The 18,328-nt window shown below is 45.8% G+C and carries 17 protein-coding genes; 7 read left to right on the top strand and 10 right to left on the bottom strand.

The window, feature by feature from the left end:
• Window positions 1-2: 2 nt before the first annotated feature.
• Entirely contained in the window at window positions 3-806 is an 804-nt protein-coding gene (hpaH, locus tag PK654_RS16235; RefSeq protein ID WP_271699986.1) for a 2-oxo-hept-4-ene-1,7-dioate hydratase, read from the bottom strand.
• A 475-nt stretch (window positions 807-1,281) separates the two neighbouring features.
• Here hpaH and hpaC point away from each other — a divergent pair, with 475 nt between their 5' ends.
• Window positions 1,282-1,794, top strand: a complete 513-nt coding sequence (gene hpaC, locus PK654_RS16230; protein ID WP_271699984.1) for a 4-hydroxyphenylacetate 3-monooxygenase, reductase component — start codon at window positions 1,282-1,284, stop codon at window positions 1,792-1,794.
• A gap of 89 nt (window positions 1,795-1,883) precedes the next feature.
• Here the strand turns inward: hpaC and PK654_RS16225 are convergent, their stop codons facing one another.
• The 5 genes from PK654_RS16225 to PK654_RS16205 all read right to left on the bottom strand — a co-directional run bounded on the left by PK654_RS16225 (window position 1,884) and on the right by PK654_RS16205 (window position 8,141).
• Window positions 1,884-2,648: a substrate-binding periplasmic protein gene (locus PK654_RS16225; RefSeq protein ID WP_271699982.1), complete on the bottom strand. Its 765-nt coding sequence runs from the start codon at window positions 2,646-2,648 to the stop codon at window positions 1,884-1,886.
• 129 nt (window positions 2,649-2,777) lie between these two features.
• The gene (locus PK654_RS16220; protein ID WP_271699979.1) at window positions 2,778-4,073 is read right to left on the bottom strand and encodes a hypothetical protein; all 1,296 of its coding nucleotides are present in this window, start codon (window positions 4,071-4,073) and stop codon (window positions 2,778-2,780) included.
• Between the two features lies 1 nt (window position 4,074).
• The gene (locus tag PK654_RS16215) at window positions 4,075-4,608 is read right to left on the bottom strand and encodes a hypothetical protein (protein ID WP_271699976.1); all 534 of its coding nucleotides are present in this window, start codon (window positions 4,606-4,608) and stop codon (window positions 4,075-4,077) included.
• A 277-nt stretch (window positions 4,609-4,885) separates the two neighbouring features.
• Window positions 4,886-6,274, bottom strand: a complete 1,389-nt coding sequence (locus PK654_RS16210) for a sigma-54-dependent transcriptional regulator (protein WP_271699975.1) — start codon at window positions 6,272-6,274, stop codon at window positions 4,886-4,888.
• Entirely contained in the window at window positions 6,261-8,141 is a 1,881-nt protein-coding gene (locus tag PK654_RS16205; RefSeq protein WP_271699974.1) for a sensor histidine kinase, read from the bottom strand. The genes PK654_RS16210 and PK654_RS16205 overlap by 14 nt, the downstream gene beginning before the upstream one ends.
• Window positions 8,142-8,528: 387 nt before the next feature.
• Between PK654_RS16205 and PK654_RS16200 the strand changes: the two genes are divergently transcribed.
• The 3 genes from PK654_RS16200 (at window position 8,529) to PK654_RS16190 (ending at window position 11,652) form a co-directional block, all read left to right on the top strand.
• Complete coding sequence (locus PK654_RS16200; protein WP_271699972.1) at window positions 8,529-9,539, top strand: C4-dicarboxylate TRAP transporter substrate-binding protein; 1,011 nt, start codon at window positions 8,529-8,531, stop codon at window positions 9,537-9,539.
• 78 nt (window positions 9,540-9,617) lie between these two features.
• Window positions 9,618-10,232 (top strand): TRAP transporter small permease subunit, encoded by a 615-nt coding sequence (locus PK654_RS16195; RefSeq protein ID WP_271699970.1) that lies wholly within the window; start codon window positions 9,618-9,620, stop codon window positions 10,230-10,232.
• A 10-nt stretch (window positions 10,233-10,242) separates the two neighbouring features.
• Complete coding sequence (locus PK654_RS16190) at window positions 10,243-11,652, top strand: TRAP transporter large permease (protein ID WP_271699969.1); 1,410 nt, start codon at window positions 10,243-10,245, stop codon at window positions 11,650-11,652.
• A 119-nt stretch (window positions 11,653-11,771) separates the two neighbouring features.
• Here PK654_RS16190 and PK654_RS16185 read toward each other — a convergent pair whose 3' ends face one another.
• Both PK654_RS16185 and PK654_RS16180 read right to left on the bottom strand, forming a co-directional pair.
• Complete coding sequence (locus PK654_RS16185; protein WP_271699968.1) at window positions 11,772-12,302, bottom strand: GNAT family N-acetyltransferase; 531 nt, start codon at window positions 12,300-12,302, stop codon at window positions 11,772-11,774.
• The gene (locus PK654_RS16180) at window positions 12,302-12,850 is read right to left on the bottom strand and encodes a GNAT family N-acetyltransferase (RefSeq protein ID WP_271699966.1); all 549 of its coding nucleotides are present in this window, start codon (window positions 12,848-12,850) and stop codon (window positions 12,302-12,304) included. Before PK654_RS16180 ends, PK654_RS16185 begins: the two co-directional genes overlap by 1 nt.
• 268 nt (window positions 12,851-13,118) lie before the next feature.
• Between PK654_RS16180 and PK654_RS16175 the strand changes: the two genes are divergently transcribed.
• The 3 genes from PK654_RS16175 (at window position 13,119) to PK654_RS16165 (ending at window position 16,525) form a co-directional block, all read left to right on the top strand.
• A complete protein-coding gene (locus PK654_RS16175) occupies window positions 13,119-13,796 on the top strand; it encodes a helix-turn-helix transcriptional regulator (protein WP_271699963.1) in 678 nt (225 codons plus the stop codon).
• A 238-nt stretch (window positions 13,797-14,034) separates the two neighbouring features.
• Window positions 14,035-15,939, top strand: a complete 1,905-nt coding sequence (locus PK654_RS16170; protein ID WP_271699961.1) for a methyl-accepting chemotaxis protein — start codon at window positions 14,035-14,037, stop codon at window positions 15,937-15,939.
• 199 nt (window positions 15,940-16,138) lie between these two features.
• Window positions 16,139-16,525 (top strand): glycine zipper family protein, encoded by a 387-nt coding sequence (locus PK654_RS16165; protein ID WP_271700750.1) that lies wholly within the window; start codon window positions 16,139-16,141, stop codon window positions 16,523-16,525.
• A gap of 71 nt (window positions 16,526-16,596) precedes the next feature.
• Here the strand turns inward: PK654_RS16165 and PK654_RS16160 are convergent, their stop codons facing one another.
• Window positions 16,597-16,848, bottom strand: a complete 252-nt coding sequence (locus tag PK654_RS16160) for a DUF2999 family protein (protein ID WP_271699958.1) — start codon at window positions 16,846-16,848, stop codon at window positions 16,597-16,599.
• Window positions 16,849-17,184: 336 nt separating this feature from the next.
• Window positions 17,185-18,318 carry a LuxR C-terminal-related transcriptional regulator gene (locus tag PK654_RS16155; RefSeq protein ID WP_271699956.1) on the bottom strand — a complete coding sequence of 378 codons (1,134 nt, stop codon included), beginning with the start codon at window positions 18,316-18,318 and terminating at the stop codon, window positions 17,185-17,187.
• Between the last annotated feature and the right edge of the window lie 10 nt (window positions 18,319-18,328).

The raw sequence follows: 18,328 nt of genomic DNA, 5'->3' as shown, positions 1-18,328 counted from the left end.
CCCTAAACAAATTTCACAGAGATACCGCCCAGCGGACCAAAATCAGCATGAATGGTATCGCCTGCTTTAACCGGTACCGGACGGGTAAAGGAGCCTGACAGGATCACTTGCCCCGGCTCTAAGCCGATATCGTGCGGAGCGAAACGCTTACATACCCAGCAGATACCGTTAGCCGGGTTACCCAGCACACCTGCCGCAAGTCCGGTTTCCTCTATCTGACCATTGAGATAAAGCATGGCGCCTGCCCAACGCATATCAAAGTCCATCGGCTTAATAGGACGGCCACCGACAATAATGCCTGCGTTTGCAGCGTTGTCGGCAATGGTATCGAACACCTTACGGGTATAACCACTCTCAGGATCGGTGCGGTGACAGCGGGCAGCAATCAGTTCAAGGGAAGGAATAATGTAGTCGGTAGCGTTCAGTACATCAAAGATGGTGACATCTTCACCTTTTAGTGGCTTTTTCAAAACAAACGCCAGCTCAACCTCGATACGCGGATCAAGGAAATCATCTACCGGGATCTGAGCCCCATCTTCAAAGAACATATCATCCAGCAGTACGCCGTAGTCAGGCTGATCGATATTAACCGCCATCTGCATGGCACGTGAGGTTAGGCCAATCTTATAACCTTTAACCTGAGCACCTTCGGCAATCTTACGCTCTACCCATTTGCTCTGAATAGCATAAGCATCGTCCATGGTCATGTCAGGGTAATCCAGAGTAAGCGCCGGGATCTGATAGCGCTCTTTTTCTGCTATATAGAGTTTTTCAGCTGCATTTTTAATCTGCTCTTGGGTAAGCATAACTTGACCTTCCTTTGCCAATTTCTTGTCACTGACTGATTGTCTGACTTATTTGTCTGCGGCCTGTTTTCGAACATGAGTTCCGGCACGCAATTAGTTAACATATTAAACATCTTAATTAACATCTTAACTAATTACTAGACCAAATTGGTCAACATTCGCTGCAAAAACGCTACATTTATTGCCTAAACTAATGAATAGTAAGGAGTTTTATCAACAAAAATATTGAATTTTTGTTAACAGATATGAGTATTTGATCACATTTCAATCTTGCTCCGAAACCTTTTTAATTTTACTTTTTGTCCAATCATGTAGTATTCAGCCCTTTGCTAAGCCTTGTTAATAAAGGCCTACAATAAATAGGCAAAAAAAATCTCTCTATGAAAAGTGCAAGCTTTCCATGATTTCGTCTATTTTATTTTTTTGATTTAGCACAGAAAATTAACATCACATTAACCAGTAAGGGACTGAAGAGATGTCTAATCAACCACTATTTAGAGATGCAATGGCAAACCTGGCAGCAGCAGTAAACATTGTTACCACAGGGGGCGAAGCAGGGACAATAGGATTAACGGCAACTGCAGTATGCTCAGTCACAGACTCACCGGCGACCATTATGGTATGTGTAAACCGTAACAGCGCCTCAAACGAACTCATTAAGGCAAACGGAAACGTCTGTATTAATGTGTGCGCGGCAGAACACCAGCAACTTTCACTGGATTTCGCCGGCATGACAGATCTCACCATGGAAGAGCGCTTTGCTAATCCAATCTGGAACAAAAATGATAAGGGTGTGCCGGTACTAACAGGCTGTCTGGCAAGCCTTGAAGGCAAGGTAGCGAATATTTCTGAAGTGGGTACCCACAGCGTGTTCTTTGTAGAAATAGATAATATCGTAGTAAATAAAGACAAAGATGCCCTAGTCTACTTTGCCCGCGAATTTAAAACCGTCGAGTGTGCAAAACCAAAGGAAGAAGCACTGGCTTAATCTGACAAATCACCGATAAGCGATTTTGTGTTGTAGTGTCTGTTGCAGGTTGAAAGCGAGCCTTTCACCTGCTTTTTTTTGCTTGTAAGTTAAGGCTCTATTGCCGTTACCCCATATTTACTTAGTAACACCTGATACTCTGCACTCTGCTTAAACACCTTCATCGCTGCTTCGAATTTATCAGCTAAGACTCTGTTATTATTACTAAAAGCAATATATTGAGGAATGGGAGGCAAATGGGGCTGGAGAAAATGTAACTGCTCAGAGAAATCTTCCTGTTTCTCAAAATATTTCATGCGATTGATTTCACCAATTCCAACGGTAAAACGTTTCATAAACAATTGCTTTAGCAAAACCATCTCATCATGAGCAGTATCATTGATATTAGGCCAGCTTACGGCATCAAACTTTTCACCATAACTAAAGCCGGAAATAAATCCTATTTTATACGGTTTCAAAGAGGCAAAATCACCCGAATAGTGAATACTATTTTTATCGCTTTCTCTTATAAACAGGCCATTTGTGGTATTACTCAGCACATTTCCCGGCCTGAACAGAGCAAATTCTTCCCGCTCTGAAGATTTACCGATATAGGTAATAGCATCCGCCTTACCTTGTTTAATCAGGTACAGAGCCCGTTTCCACGGCAGGCTTTGAAACTCAATCTCTAAATCCAGAGCTCTCCCCACCTGTTGAACCATCTCGATATGCACACCGGAGAGCTCTCCTTTTTCCGTCATTATTTCAAACGGCGGATAACTGGCATCACTTCTGACAACAATCAGTTTTTGCGAATGCGCCCATGTTGCGGAACAAAACAGCAATAGCAACATGGCACATAGAGTTCGTTTCATTTATGTATAGTTGCTTTTTCATTATTGATAATAACTCTCAACTATAGTGGCGGATAAATAACAGCTAAAGCAAAAATTATTCATTTTTTGGCATTGATCAGAATATATATGCAGTGAAACCTGGCATATTTAATTTGCTGAGATTTTAAACTCACCAGCCCCATCTTTACTAATGACAACATTAAGAATATGCGATGGGCTAGCATCCCCACTACTACCCCGCTCTGGCCCCATAATCATATCGCGAGTTAAAAGATCCGATATGTTACTAGTAGAAACCTGAACAGTAGCCTTTCTACCCTCAGCTCTACTATAGCTGTTCAGCCCTATTCTATAGGTGCCTTCTTCCAACATATCTTCATCACAAGTCGCGAAGTAATGCTCCGGGCCATATGCAATAATATTATCTACATCCAACTCACCTACAACACCCTTTTGATTTGAGTAATAAACATGAGAGCCATTAGGTTCAAAGGTGTGTAAATCTACATCACCTGTTCCATTCCAAATAAGAGTTGCAGTAAAAGCCCCTTGTAAAGCTGTTGGTTCAGGGGATTTTAATGACGCCATTTGATTCTGGATGTCTTTGAATATCTTTGGAGCTGTTTCCAAGCTGGTATTTAAATATGTTGGAATCAGCATATGCCCACTTGGATCGGTTTTTAAATGTGAAACGGGAATACTCACGTTAGTATCCGGCACAGATCCTACAGCCCTTAATCCATTGATGACAAAATCTAAACTAGCTAAGGTATATGGGCCATTCAGCTCTACAGATGCAGGCGCTATGTGCACTAAACCTAAATTTGGCTCCTCAATATTTTCTAACTCAAGAGCTGAACGATAAGCGCTGTTAGCAAATAAATTCCCTTGAGAATGGGCTATGAATAGCATTTTTGCACCATGTGAGCCTAACGTTTGTATTCTGGTATTATGTCTGGAGTAATCAGAAGCCGTTGGTGGATTGGATAACAACTTGCTAATCAAGGCTACTGTTTCTGCCGTAGCCCAATCATAAAGATCTTTCAGCAACCCCAAAACCAAGTCCGTTGGAGCTGAAACTATATTTTTAACCTTATCGAAGAACCCATCAGAATCCCCAGTCACAGCAGACCAGAAGATATCAAATCGGTTACCTAAATTAGGTTCAATTTCCTCCGCTCGCTGCATAAATACTTCCGCGATATCTTGAAAAGCACTTGCGTCAACTTTTGAACCTGTGACGTTGTAAAATGTTTCATAGGCCACTGGTTCTGAGTTATATTCATTGCCCATTATTGTCTGGAAAGTGAAAGTTGCTAATTTTGCATCATTTTTTGTATTCCAAACACCATTAAAAAAACCAACCAAGTAGCCATCATTACTACATAAAGATGCATTGGCCCCAAAACTCAATAGTCCAGCAAGTAAAATTCCTTTATTCATCTTATATTCCTTCACAATCAAGTTCTTTAGGTAGTCTGGTTACTGTTCCATCCAGAACTTCATTATATGCAGAATATGCCAGTGCCCGTTTTTTAGTATTAGCCGTGTAGTTTTCTATTTGTTTCAACATTTTATAGGCATCTGCCGGATTTTTAAACGCCTGACTTAAACATCCTATAGCCTTAGTTGATTCGTTATCTATTTCCTGAACAGCGTTAAAATTTGTCGAATCGACGACTATTGAAGCCTGAACTGATTTAGCTACATTTCTTATCTTACTTTTTTGGCTATCTGATACTGGAAGGCTGTCAATATGCTGTGAAATATCATCCCTGATACCATCATTATCTGTATCAGGTCCTTTCAGAGAATCACTGACATCCAACTCAGGTAATTCCCCGGATTCAACTAAGAGTTCGGTTGCTTGACTTGCCTTATCAACCGCTGCTTTTTGTTCAGTCTGAGATGAACTACTTCCATCGTTACAGCCAAACAAAATAACAACTGAGAATGAAACTAGAAGTAGTGATTTCATATCTTTTCCTTACTGAATTACAGAGCTCACTCAGCAGCTCCACGCATATGGCTTAATAATACTAAGAGAACAACTTGTCACATTCAAAAGACAATAAATCTTATTGCATTGGGATACGTAAGAGGTCGCTCAGGGACCTCTAGCCGTTTTTCTGGAGTAGCTAATTGGGAGTGTGTTTTTCAGCGTCGCAAACAGCTGAGGGGTCAATATATTCCTTTGTTGAAAATGCTAAAGACTATGAGCACTGCGATAACTTCTGTCTTTCTGAGTCACCTGACTAGGTTTGGATATAGTCTTTACGCTGAATCTGATACTGCTTCATTTTGTTGTTCAGGGTTCTGCGTGGCAGTTCAAGTTCCTCTGTTACGGCCAGTATGTTTCCTTTGTGCCTTTGCAGGGACTGGATGATTAACTGCCGTTCAAAGCCCTGTACCCTCTCCGACAAGTTAAAGGTCGCCGGAACTGACGTTTGTTGGGCATGGTTACCCAAAATAGCACCGATAGAGCTGGCACTCCCCATACCAAGCACAAAACGTTCTGCGGCATTTTTCAACTGGCGCACATTACCCGGCCAGTCATAGTCGACCAACTGAGCAAGATCCTGTTCACTCAGTTCCGGATAGTCGCGCTCATACTGAATCGCCGCTTTACGGGCAAAAAATTCAAACAGCATAGGGATGTCTTCCCGCCGCTTGGAAACTGCCGGCAGATGCAGCTCCACCACATTAAAACGGTAATAGAGATCTTCGCGGAAACGTCCTTCGGCAGAAGCCTGCGACAGGTCTTCCTTAGTTGCGGCAATCACCCAGAGATCCAGTGGGATCTCCTTATTAGAGCCGACCCGCTCCAGCTTTCGCTCCTGTAACACCCGCAGCAGTTTGATCTGAAAGTTGATCGGCATACTCTCTATCTCATCCAGAAACAGGGTGCCTTTTTGGGCGTGTTCTATCTTGCCGATACGCTGGCTATCCGCACCGGTAAAGGCACCTTTTTCATGGCCAAACAGTTCACTCTCAAACAAATTTTCTGGAATCGCTCCGCAGTTTACCGCTACAAACGGGTTGCCGCTTCTGACACTAAAGTCATGCAGGCAACGGGCAATTAGCTCCTTGCCAGTTCCCGTAGCCCCATTAATCACCGTATCTACTGGTGTCTGTCCCAATAAGACGACTTGTTTACGCAGTTGATCCATCACCGACGACTGACCGATTATACGACTCTCCAGTGAGTGCTTGTGGCTCAGCATGCGTTGCAAATTTCGGTTTTCAAGCACAAGCCGCCGCTTTTCACTGGCCCGTTCAATGCGATCTATCAGCAATTCCGGCTCAACGGGTTTTTCAATAAAGTCATACACACCGTTTCGCATGGCTTCCACCGCCATCTTTACATCACCGTGAGCGGTCACTAGCAAAACCGGCAGGTCGGCGTCTACCTTCTGGATTTCATTGGCGAATGCCATACCATCCATCTCCGGCATGCGGATATCGGAAACCACTATGGCGTTGCAACCCGGCTGAATGGCTGTTAATGCCGAGCGGGCATCGGAGTAATCCTCTACCTCTATTCCCGCCAGATTGAGCCACTGTTTGGTGGCTTTACGTATCGCCTGCTCATCATCAACCAGAATCACCTTCACTCCGGCCATATCATCTCTATCCTTGTTCATAATCGATTTCCTCTGCGGCCAGCGGAAGCCTGACCTTAAAACGACTTCCCTTACCGGGCGTTGACTCGACATCCAGATGACCACCAAACTGTTTGATAATGCCGTAAGAAACGGATAAACCCAGTCCCATTCCTTCACCCGGCGGTTTAGTGGTAAAGAAGGGGTCGAACAGGGTCGGAAGATGTTCAGTTTTGATACCACAACCATTATCTATGATGGTAATAACCGCCTCACCCTGTTTCTCACCATTGTTCTGATTAGCACCGTAGCGGATAACAATTTCTCCCTTCCGCGGGCAGTTTTCTGCATCTATGGCATCAATAGCATTACGGATCAGGTTCACTAAGATCTGCTCCAGTTTTATCTCATTGGCAAACACATAAACGTCCTGCTTCTGTGGCTGCCACTTCAGGGCAATGGCGGTTTTCTCCATACGTGGGGTCAGTACCAACAAGGCATTTTCGATCACCTGCCTTATCTCAACCGGGCCCGGCTCTCCGACGGATTTAGCGGCAAAAGTTTTAAGGTGAGTGATAATGCCGGAAACGCGGCGGATCAGGTTATCTATCTCCTGCAGATTCTCTTCTGCCATTGAATACTGCTGGCGATCCATCAACAGGCGGGTACTGGCCAGATAGGTACGGGTTGCCTGTAGCGGCTGGCTGATCTCATGCACCAACTCAGCAGAGATCTGTCCGAGAGCACCTAGCCTCTCGGCATGAATCAGCTCTTCATGGGTCTGGCGCAGCGCCTTTTCGGTGCGGATACGTTCTTCTATTTCCCGTTTAAGCTGGCTATTGCTCCGGAAAAGCTCCTGTGTCCGCTGGGTCACTCTTGACTCTAACTGCTGCTGATGGCGATAACGGCTGAGAAGGAACAGCCCTGCTACTGCAAAAAGTGCCGCCACCAGCACAGAAATCAGTATGGCACTTGTCTCTCTCTGCTTTAATTCCGACAAGTCACTTAGGTAGAACAGGCTCCAGTTCAACCCTTCTATCTCCCGGTGGTGCAGCATATAGGAACGGGCAACAGGTCTGGCACCTCTGGCATCACTCTGCTGTGTCAGTTGAATAATCGGTTTGCCTTGCGCTGAAGTTTCCAGCTCAGCCAGACCTAAAGGAACAATTTGATATGAGCGATATTTCTGAGCCTGCTCCAGCCTTGCACGTGTCTGCAAGGAAAGAGGCGTCAGGCTGCGGTATCGCCACTGTGGATTACTGGCTAAGAAGATCACGCCGTCGTTATCGCTCACCCAAACCTGTTCACCGCCGGCACTCCAGTTGGCTTCAAGATCCGACATATTAATCTTAAGTACTGCAACACCAATCACTTCACCGTTTGAAATAACCGGGCGGGATAAGAACAACCCCGGTATTCCGGTGGTCACGCCAACAGCAAAGAAGCGGCCTGCACCGCCATTAATGGCGTCTTTAAAATAGGGGCGAAAGTGGTAATCACTGCCGATAAAACTTTCAGGCTTGCTCCAGTTGCTACTGGCAATCACAAGGCCTTTATGATCCATCAGGTATAAGGTGTCAGCATCGGATTCCTTCTGCCAGTCTTCCAATTTGTGGTTGACTGCCTGTAACAGCGGTATTGATTTATCACCTCCCAGCAACTTAAGAATTTGACTATCCTGCGCCACTATATAAGGAAGATACTCAAAACGGTTATGCTCGGCCTGTACTGTTGAGGCATATAAATTCAGCCGCTCTTCGCCAACATGGTGAAGCTCCTTATAGTAGGCACTCTTTGTGGTCTTCAGCAGCACTGCTGCCAGTAACAAACCTGTAACTAATGCAGCAATCAGGATCCAGCCATCCACCTTTCTGGTGTTTAGCAGCCTGCTTATTCCGGTTTGTGACATCCTGTCGCTCCACTCTGGTATCGGTATTCAGCCTATTGGCCCCTTGGTAAGCAATTTATACGCCATGGTTTAAACTGAATTTTTCAGCCTAATCAAGACAATAAGTTAACGCTGTTTTACATCAGACACTCTGCCTATCAATAAGCCAAAAATGGCCGATTGTCGACCTCTTCGCCCCATAACGTGAGCCAAATTTGGCTTATTTTTGTTCAGTCGTCGCAGCCTCCTCTCTGCACAACACAGAATAAAACGAAATTACTCTTTTGTTATCAGCTTGTTACATTTTAATTTCATATTGGCCTGACATGTTGGCAAACCATTTGCTCTAAGGCATGAGTACAAATGAGTTTTACTACCCTACAACAAAGATAAAACAACAAGGACGAAATGATGAAAGCGATGAAAACATCACTGATTACCTCTCTGGCTCTGGCTGGTTTTATGGTGGCGGAAGCCAATGCCGCCACTGAATGGAACGTCTCTCTGTGGGGCAAACGCAGGGCCTTTACTGAAAACGTAGAAAAGCTGGCAGAGCTGGTAGAAGCAAAGACCAAAGGTGAGTTTAAGCTGAAAATCTCTTACGGCGGCCTGTCTAAGTCCCGTGAAAATCTGGATGGTATCTCTTTTGGTGCCTTTGAAATGGCGCAGTTCTGCTCTTTCTACCATGCCGATAAAAACCCGACGATTACCGTTACCGAGCTTCCTTTCTCGCAGGATGTGTCACTCGCTCAGGTCAGCAAGATATACTCCGAGGTGTTCAAACATCCTGAAGTGAAGAAAGACCTTGCCCGCTGGAATGCTACTTTGCTGATGCCGACTCCGCTTCCTCAGTACAACATTGTCAGTAAAGGTGATGCTATCAACTCACTGGATGATTTCGACGGCCTTCGCGTACGTGGCCCGGGCGGCATTATGGGCGTACTGGGCAAACTGGGCGCAGTAAAAACCGGCGTTCCGTTCTCTGAAGTACGTCAGTCTATGGACTCAGGCGTAATCGATGCGGCCTCTTTCGCGCCCCATGCCCATCTGGCGACTAACTCCTACAAAGTGGGAAGCTGGGCAACCACTAACCTGAACCTTGGTTCAGCTAACTGCCCGGTTATCGTTAACACCGAAGCACTGGAATCACTGAAACCAGCACATCGTGAGGCACTACTTGGCTCAGTAGACGAAGCGCTTGATTTCTACGTGCAGAACTACGAGCAAAACACCACTGCCAAGTACGAAAAAGCAGTTAAAGAGCAGGGACTTAAGATGATCACCTTTACCCCTGAGCAGACAGAGAAGCTAAACCAACTATCAGAATCTGTACGTCAGGAGTGGGTGAAGAAGTATCAGGGCAAATTTGATGCTCAGGCGGTTTACGACTACACCGCTAAGCTTTTTGCTAACCAGTAATCCAATGATCTGAATCAGTGGCTCTCTTCTAGCCACTGATTCTGCTTTTCCTGACTGATTTTAAAATAGGAGGCTGATATGTCGGCCGCTGCTTCTGTTTTACAGGACAACTCTGCCTTAAGCCGGACAGACCGATGGTTTTTCCGCTTAGAGTCGATTCTCAACCTGACGGGCGGATTAGTGATCTTCCTGCTGGTTCTTCTCGCCACCGTTAACGTGCTCGGACGCTGGCTGTTTTCCGCCCCTATCAGTGGTTATGTGGACTGGGTGGAACAGGCGATGGCCTTTATCGCTTTTCTCGGTATTGCTTATACCCAGCGAATGGGCGGCCATATCCGAATGGACATTGTGGTCGGCAGGCTACACGGACGCTGGCTCTGGTTTACAGAGCTGACCACAACCGTACTGATGCTGATCGTCACTTCAATTCTTATCTACGGTTCATACCTGCACTTCTGGCGTGCCTACTCCATTGGTGACTCATCACTGGATATCAATCTGCCGACATGGCCGGCCAAGCTGGTTGTGCCTGTTGCCCTGTCTGTTCTGGCCCTGCGGCTGATGCTGCAAATCTGGGGTTACCTTCGGGCACTAAGACAGAACAGCGAGAAGCCTGTAGCAGTACCGCTCATTGAATCGGCAGCGGAAGTTGCTGCAAAAGAAGCAGATACCGTCAGCGGACACGACGAGTAGGAGGTTTATCTTGTCACAACTATTTCAAACCATGGCGGAAATGGAGAGCATTGAGATTGGTCTCTGGGTCTCCGGCGCCATGCTTATCTTTGTAATTCTCGGTGTTCGGGTTGCCTTTGCAGCCGCAATTGCCGGTTTTCTTGGCTTGTTGTGGATCTTTAGTGCCAAACTGGGCTTTGAGCGCGGCTTTTTAGTTGCCGTGAAGATGGCAGGGACCATTCCCCACTCTAAGGTCTCCTCTCTTGCCCTCTCTCTGATCCCGACTTTTATCCTGATTGGTTTTCTTGCTTACCATGCAGGGTTAACCAAATCTCTGTTTGAAGCAGCAAAACGCTGGGTTGGCTGGCTTCCGGGCGGAATGGGTGTGGCGACGGTATTCTCCACTGCCGGTTTTGCCGCTGTATCGGGCGCTTCTGTAGCGACCTCTGCGGTGTTTGCCCGTATTGCCGTACCGGAAATGCTTAAGCTTGGCTATGACAAGCGCTTTGCGGCCGGTGTGGTTGCTGCGGGTGGTACTCTCGCTTCCCTGATCCCGCCGTCGGCCATTCTTGTTATCTACGCCATTATCGTGGAACAGGATGTCGGCGCACTGCTGATGGCCGGTTTTATCCCCGGTTTTGTCTCTGCCCTGATTTACGGTGGCTTGGTGGTCTTTCTCGCCATGACACGTAAGGATTTCGGCCCGCCGGTGAAAGGCTACAGTTGGAAGCAGCGCTTTGAGTCTCTTCCCGGTGCTATGCCTATCTTCTTTGTGGTGGCCATTATTATGGTCTGCATCTATGGTGGTGTCGGTACGCCGACAGAGGCCGGTGCGCTGGGTGCAACAGTTATCCTGCTGGTTGCTCTTTATCACGGCAGCCGCTGGAAGGAGCTGAAAAGCTCGCTGATGGAAACCGCCAAGCTGTCAGCCATGATCTTCGCCATTATCTGGGGGGTACTGATTTACGTGCGCTTCCTCGGCTTTGCTGATCTGCCTAGTGCATTCTCTGACTGGATCGTAAGCCTTGAACAGAGCCCTATGCTGACACTGCTGTTGATCCTGTGCGCCTACGCCTTGCTCGGTATGTTTATGGATGCTATTGGTATGCTGCTACTTACCCTTCCTGTGGTTTACCCGGCCATTATTGCCCTGAATGGCGGCGTTGATGTGGCGGCGGCAGACTCTGCTTTTGGCGTCTCCGGTATCGGTTGTGCCATCTGGTTCGGGATTATTGTGGTGAAAATGGCGGAGCTGTGTCTTATCACCCCACCTATCGGCCTGAACTGCTTTGTGGTGGCCGGCGTCCGCCCTGAGTGTTCTGTTCAGGATGTATTCCGCGGCTGTACACCATTCTTTATCGCAGATGTACTGACCATAGCGGTATTGATCGCCTTCCCGGGAATTGTACTCTGGCTGCCAGCCCTTATCGGTTATGCCTGATGTCCTGATCCTGAAATAAGGAGACCAGCCTGAGTCAGGCTGGTTTTTCTTTTCTGATTAACTACTTTTCTCACCGAGCGGAACCGGATCATTTTGCACGGTTTTACAGTGTAAAATGATCATCTCTCAGCGTCAGATTTGGTTAGCGCATAAACCACCGTATCCCACCAGCGCTGTTTAAAATATCTGTGCTGACAAAAGTGAGCTTCTTTTTCCATACCCAACTGACGGCAGAGAAAAATAGCAGCACGATTTTCGCTGATGGTTTCTGCATAGACGCGGTGCACATTTAACTGTTCAAAGGCATATTGCAGCAAAGCACCGGACGCTTCCAGCGCATAACCTTTGCCCTGAAACTCTCTTGCCACCCCGCACCCCATCGACGCCTGTCTGTGCTCTTCCAGCCTGACACCACAGGTACCGATCAGTTTTCCTGAGGCTTTATCGACTATTGCAAGCTGAAACTTACTACGGGGACTCTCTTGCGACTGTTCAATAAACAACTTAACCAGAAAGCGGGCTTTCTCCTCGCTGCAATCGGCTTCACTATAGAAACGCTGATACTTCTCATCCTGCGTCAGCTCTGTGTAGTCATCTGTATCCTGAGGGAGAAAGTCGCGCAATATCAGTTGCTCCGTCTCTAACTTCATTACTCTGCCCTGTTCCAGTTCTTCTTATGCATGGCATAAATAGCGTGATCAACAATTCGGCCGTTGAGGTTTTCAGCCTGGCTGATAATCCCTTCCAGCGAGAAGCCCAGCCTTTCACACACCGCCCGGCTCGGCTGGTTACCTTCTGCTGCTGAGATCTGTACCTTCTCCATTTCCAGCTGATTAAAAGCCATTTCAATCAAGGCAGTTACCCCGCGGGTCACTATGCCTTTGCCCTGATACCGGCGACTTACCCAGTAACCTATCTCAACGGATTTAAGAGAATGGTTGATTTTATTAAAGCTGATATTGCCCACCACTTCTCCGTGATAGATAAGAGCACAAGTCATGCTTTTGCCGTCGGCATAATCGTGCAGAGATCGTTTTATAAACTCAGAGAATGCCGCTTCTGTCTGACAGTGTGGCGGCCACGCCAGCCACTGATTGAGATAATCAAAATCCCTTTTGGCCAGCTCCACATAACAGGCAGCAAAAGAGGGTTGTACAAGGGCAAGCTCCAGCTCGCTATCTACCTGAAGGGAAAACATGAAACAACTCCATATTCAATACCGGAATATGAATAACTTAACCTATCGCAAGAACGATTAGAACTCTGTATAACCATTTTCTGACAGATGTTTAAAGTGGCCATCTTCTCCTAATAAATCTGAACCCCAGTTTCATTTAGGTAACTTTACACATGGCCCACTAATGAAAGTAAAGTTGTATAGCGACACATACTCATGAGATTTATTGCAATAAAAAGGTTAATTTAAGAGAATTACCGCAAGATAAAGTTAACATTAGTGACCAGAAATGACCCCTGCTGCATATAGTTCACTCCATTTAGATTTTACTGACAAAGACAGAGTGCATTTAGAATCGAATTTTCGCCTTGCAGAGACGATTGCTGAGTTTATTGGCCCTCACTGCGAAGTAGTAATCTACTCACTCGAAAACCTTAAACACTCTGTAGTAAAGATTGTGAACAGCCAGAATACAAAGCAAGAAGTAGGTTCTCCGATTACCGATGCAGGCCTGAGAATACTAGACTCATTCGCGAAGAAAGGAGATGTGGCAACAGAAAATCATTTTACTACAGCAGAAGATGGTTCTTTATTTAAATCAACCAGTTGTGTGCTAACAGGAGAAAACCATAAACCGATAGGGCTACTCTGCATCAATATGAACTTGTCTCATCCATTTCCGGAGATCATTAAAACCCTGATGCCGGACATAACTGATACTCATCTGAAAATTCATAAACAATTAAGTTCGTCACCTGCATCAATTATCAAAGATGCTATTGAAAGTGCGGTGGTCGAAGTTGAGAGCGATGCAACTATCAACCTGAAAGGAAAAAACAAGGCCATTACCAAAGTTTTGTTTGACAAGGGCATCTTTGAATTTAAGGAAGCGACAGCCATTGTGTCAGAGCAGCTTGGGATTACCCGTCACGCGATATACAAATATAACCGCGAGTTCAAATCATAAGAAAATCTTTATCAAACAAGCCTTACAGTAAATTGTTCTATTAATGTTCAATTCACCCGCCGATATTCTATTCTGATCACATATCTGCCAGAATTTTCTGACATTGCCCCATATCTTATGAAGTCAATGGTACATATTTTGTTACAAATTGCGCTACACTGCGGCAAATTCTCATGTGAAATGCCTTATCCATCATAAGTTTCACTTCCCTACACGCTAAAATTTCGATGGTACCATTATGAAATTAGGATTTAAAAAAGCGCTGCTTGTCTCCTCCTCCGTGCTGCTTACCCTATCCGTCGGCATCACCAACTACATCGCATACAGCAATGAAAGAGACTCCCTGACTGAATTAATTGCTGACGCCACCACCAAAAGAGCCAAATCTGAAAGTAAAAAAGTTCAGGACTTTATGGAGTCTATCGGGCGCTCCGTTCACGGTATGGCGGAAGATTACCGTCAAAATACCACTAACGCACCTGATGATGTTTCCAGATTGATGGCGATGGGCCGCGCCAGTAATATCGATATTCTGACCGTTGGTTACAGTGACAACACGGCATACACCAATGACCTGAATGTAGACGGCTGGGATCTGGGTAAGGCGCCGGAAAGCTATAAACCAGCGGAAAGTTTCTGGTATAAAGATGCCCGCGCAGCTTCCGGTACCATTTACACCGATATCTATGTAGACACCACCACAGATACCACCATGGTAAGTGTGGCTGAGAAAATTCCGAACGGTGCCCTGATTGCCGATATCACGCTGGATAAGTTGAACGACATTGTTGATTCCATCGATATCGAAGGGGCAAAAGCCTTTATCCTTGACCAGAATAGTGCGGTTCTCGCTTCCAATCATCCGGATATTAAAAACACCTCTATTCTGCTGGAAAACGGTAACTTTAAGCAGCTTGCTCAGGACATCACCCGTAACAACACGCTGGCAACTGAGTATGAAATCAACGATGTTGACAAAGCCCTCTTCTCTCACCAGATCGATATCGGTGATAAGAAGTGGTTCCTCTCTATCGAGCTGGATAAATCGACCGCTTTTGCCAAATTGGCTGAAGTAAGAAACCGCGCCATTATCGCAACGATTGTTTCTTTGATTATTTCACTGATTCTGTACACATTGATTCTGAACTATGTCTATCGTCCGATTCCGCTGCTTAAGAAAACCATTAACGGTTTATCTCAAGGCACTATAGACCTGACCCAGCGCCTGGAAGTCAACGGCCATGATGATCTGGCGGACATCTCTTCCGGTGTAAATCAGTTTATTGCTAATTTCCAGCAGATGATGCGTGATATTCAGGAAGCCTCAAATCAGATGCAGGAAAACATGGTTCGCCTGCGCGACCGTTCAGCAGAGAACGCCGAGTTCCTGCAGAACCATCTTTCTGAAACAGAGCAAATCGTCGCCGCTATTGAAGAGATGAACGCAACGGCTGAGTCTATGGCATCAGATATCGCTCATACCGCTGAGATCACTCAGCAAGCCAGCGACACCAGCATGGAGTCCAGAGAGACAACCGAGCAGGCTCAGTCCACTGTGACAGCGCTGATTTCAGAGGTGACTCAGTCTTCTGAAAACGTTCAGAAGATGAATGACGAAACAGAAAACATCAACAGTATCCTGACGGTGATTGGTGATATTGCTGAACAAACCAACCTTCTGGCCCTGAACGCTGCGATTGAAGCTGCGCGTGCAGGTGAACAAGGTCGCGGATTTGCCGTCGTTGCTGATGAGGTCCGTAACCTTGCCGGCAGAACCAAAGAGAGCACAGCGGAAGTTGAGAAAGCGCTGGAAAGCCTTGTTGCACGTACTCATAGTGTGGTTGAGTCTATGGACATTACCAAAACCCGTTGTGAAGAGACGGCAAACAATGCCGGACAAGTCGCAAGTAGCCTGATGACCATGGGGGATTTTGTCGAAAACATCAACGGTCTGAGCACACAGGTTGCCACAGCAGCGGAAGAGCAGAGCAGTGTCACCAGAGAAGTGAGCTCCAACATGACGGCAATTAGCGAAATTGTTACTGAGCTTGACGCCAACGGTAAGCAGGCACTTACTGACGCAGAAGAGATTGCTAAGATAAATGAGCAGCTAGTGACCATAGTAAAACGCTTCTCTATCTGATAAGCCATGCTGATTCAGTCGCTACAAACCTAACCTGAAAAGGGAAGCAAAATGCTTCCCTTTTTATTTTTCAGTGCTTAACCTTATATAAACCTAAGTTACCTCAAAATATAAGGTTTAGGGCTGCTTACTTTTCCTTACATATTCAGCTATTCAGATGAAGTAGCATCTGGGACAACATTCATTCAGGATTACTATGATGTATAAAATTATCTCTGTTTCTATTGCGGCTTTGGTACTCTCAGCTTGTGCTTACAATCAAAAACCGGTTGTCGATATGGAAGGTGTCGATCAGGCAAAGTATGAGCAAGATTTTGCCTACTGCCAGTCATACGCGGAGAAAGTCGATAAAGGTGCTGCGGCTAAAACAGAAGCTGTCAACAGTGGCCTTACAGGAGCTGCCGTTGGCGCGATTGCGGGTGTACTGCAAGACGGTATCGGCGGTGCACTTGTCGGTGCGGCAGCAGGTGGCGCGATTGGTGCCGGGGCAGGTGCGGCAGGTGGCGCAAATGATGCGACCAAAACTCAATCTAAAGTGCTGCGCAGATGCCTGACTAAGAAAGGTTATACGGTTTACGACATGTAATAAACAGCCGAAACAGTACAAACAAAAACAGGCAGAAATTTCTGCCTGTTTTCACTTTTAACACTTGCCGATTACTTTTGAAGCTTCTCTTTCGCTGCTTCTACTTTCGAAAAGTCCAGACCAAGCTCGTTAACGGCTTCTTTAATCAAGGCTGGATTTTGCATCACCTGCCCCATAAGAAGCTGTAACTTCTCCTGAGGTAATCCAAGCTGACCAAGTGTCGCCATCGCTGCCAACGGGTTTTGTGTCAGCACTTCAAACAGCTCGTTAATCTGCTCATCACTGATATTGTTTTCTTTTAATATTGCAAGAATCGGGTTCATTGTCTGTCAGTCCAGAGTTTGAAAATAAAGAAGGCAGTTTAGCATAAGGGTTAGGGATAGAGGGAAGAAATAAAAAAACCAGCGGTCATATTGAAACTTAACCCCCCGCGAGATTAAGCGCCCCTATGCGCTGGTTTTTTATAAGCTGGATGATAGTAGCCGCTATCATGGTTCAGCTAATTTGTATTCGCCTGTTATTGTCAGGCTTTGTTTTCATTTAGAAGTCAACTGACATTGTTGTAATTCTGGGTTAAAGCATAGGTACTGGTTATATAAAAGAAAATAGTAACTAGTTACTAATTGATTAATCAATAACCATTAAACAGCCCTGAATGACTAATTAATCGTCTCCAGATATAGCTTGTGGTATGCATAAATCTCGTTTCTGTCCTTCACATTCAGCTTCTTTTTCACATTGCCCCAGTGAATATGTGAGGTACTTTTCGCCAGATTATACTGGTTCATAAAATCAACTACCCTGCCACCATTGGCGAGCACCTCAACCAGCTCTTTCTCCCTGCGTGTCAGACCTTCACTCTCCCAAATCAGGCACATACCATTCACCGTCACTGTTTTTTCAGGTTTAATGGAGAGCATTCGTAACACTGTATCAGCACCAATAACATCTTCCCCTTCCCCGAGAAGCGTACAGAGGCAGTTATAGCCGTTAATCTTGATATCACAAGTTGGCAGTGCCGCTGGCTGAGACTCTGACTTAGACAGCGCAGCAATACCTTCCCTTAACTTATTTAACTCTGCTCTGTCCTTAATAAACAGATAGCCGTCTTTATTGCTGATTGGAAATGAAGATTCAGCTAATAACTGCTCTGCTTTTTCATTCGCTTTAACAACCTTTGAATGTCCGTCGACCAGTAAAGAAGGCAACTCCTGCTGCTCAAGGAAAAAGTTAAGGCTTTCAGGAGAAGCCGTTGTTGCCCGGTGTTGCATTCCAAATTCCCACACCTGAGTGAAGATATCCTGCATGTTCCTCAGCAGTTCCAGAGTCGCTTGTTTCACTTTCTCGTCTCTGCCGTCAAAAAACATATTAAGAGAGATCCAGCTATCAACAGAGGAATGGAGCTCAACCACCACCGTATCGCTGATGCCCTGTGGCTCCAGCCATTGCCAGAACTCTGTCTTTTCCAGCTCATCAATAGGCAAATAAGACGACATGGCATAAGGTGCAACAGGATGGTGTTTGTTCTCAATTTCTGTCCAGGGGTCTACCTTGTAGAAATGAGTAATATAAGACCCTACTTCTTCATTACTCAGGCCGTAAAGCATAGGACTTTGCAGATCGAAGTGAATATCTTTAGAGATATAAAGATCAGATGTGCTCTTGTTACGCAGCATAATGATGCCCTTACGAGCACCGGTAATAGTTGCTATCTGGCCCAAAACGTCCTGCCATAATTCGATATCAGTTACCGTTTTCAGCAGTAAGGCCTGAAGTTTAAGTTGTCGTTCCATTTTTATAGCA

This window comes from Vibrio sp. SCSIO 43137 (assembly GCF_028201475.1).
GTDB lineage: Bacteria > Pseudomonadota > Gammaproteobacteria > Enterobacterales > Vibrionaceae > Vibrio.
Note: the sequence above shows the minus strand (reverse complement) of the source record. Positions and strands in the feature narration are given on the sequence as shown.

Coding starts and splice junctions, on each gene's coding strand:
- hpaC (WP_271699984.1), top strand. CDS start 1,282: ATGTCTAATCAACCACTATTTAGAGATGCAATGGCAAACCTGGCAGCA.
- PK654_RS16170 (WP_271699961.1), top strand. CDS start 14,035: ATGAAATTAGGATTTAAAAAAGCGCTGCTTGTCTCCTCCTCCGTGCTG.
- PK654_RS16165 (WP_271700750.1), top strand. CDS start 16,139: ATGTATAAAATTATCTCTGTTTCTATTGCGGCTTTGGTACTCTCAGCT.
- PK654_RS16215 (WP_271699976.1), bottom strand. CDS start 4,608: ATGAAATCACTACTTCTAGTTTCATTCTCAGTTGTTATTTTGTTTGGC.
- PK654_RS16225 (WP_271699982.1), bottom strand. CDS start 2,648: ATGAAACGAACTCTATGTGCCATGTTGCTATTGCTGTTTTGTTCCGCA.
- PK654_RS16160 (WP_271699958.1), bottom strand. CDS start 16,848: ATGAACCCGATTCTTGCAATATTAAAAGAAAACAATATCAGTGATGAG.
- PK654_RS16185 (WP_271699968.1), bottom strand. CDS start 12,302: ATGAAGTTAGAGACGGAGCAACTGATATTGCGCGACTTTCTCCCTCAG.
- hpaH (WP_271699986.1), bottom strand. CDS start 806: ATGCTTACCCAAGAGCAGATTAAAAATGCAGCTGAAAAACTCTATATA.
- PK654_RS16180 (WP_271699966.1), bottom strand. CDS start 12,850: ATGTTTTCCCTTCAGGTAGATAGCGAGCTGGAGCTTGCCCTTGTACAA.
- PK654_RS16200 (WP_271699972.1), top strand. CDS start 8,529: ATGATGAAAGCGATGAAAACATCACTGATTACCTCTCTGGCTCTGGCT.
- PK654_RS16195 (WP_271699970.1), top strand. CDS start 9,618: ATGTCGGCCGCTGCTTCTGTTTTACAGGACAACTCTGCCTTAAGCCGG.
- PK654_RS16175 (WP_271699963.1), top strand. CDS start 13,119: ATGACCCCTGCTGCATATAGTTCACTCCATTTAGATTTTACTGACAAA.
- PK654_RS16155 (WP_271699956.1), bottom strand. CDS start 18,318: ATGGAACGACAACTTAAACTTCAGGCCTTACTGCTGAAAACGGTAACT.
- PK654_RS16220 (WP_271699979.1), bottom strand. CDS start 4,073: ATGAATAAAGGAATTTTACTTGCTGGACTATTGAGTTTTGGGGCCAAT.
- PK654_RS16210 (WP_271699975.1), bottom strand. CDS start 6,274: ATGAACAAGGATAGAGATGATATGGCCGGAGTGAAGGTGATTCTGGTT.
- PK654_RS16205 (WP_271699974.1), bottom strand. CDS start 8,141: ATGTCACAAACCGGAATAAGCAGGCTGCTAAACACCAGAAAGGTGGAT.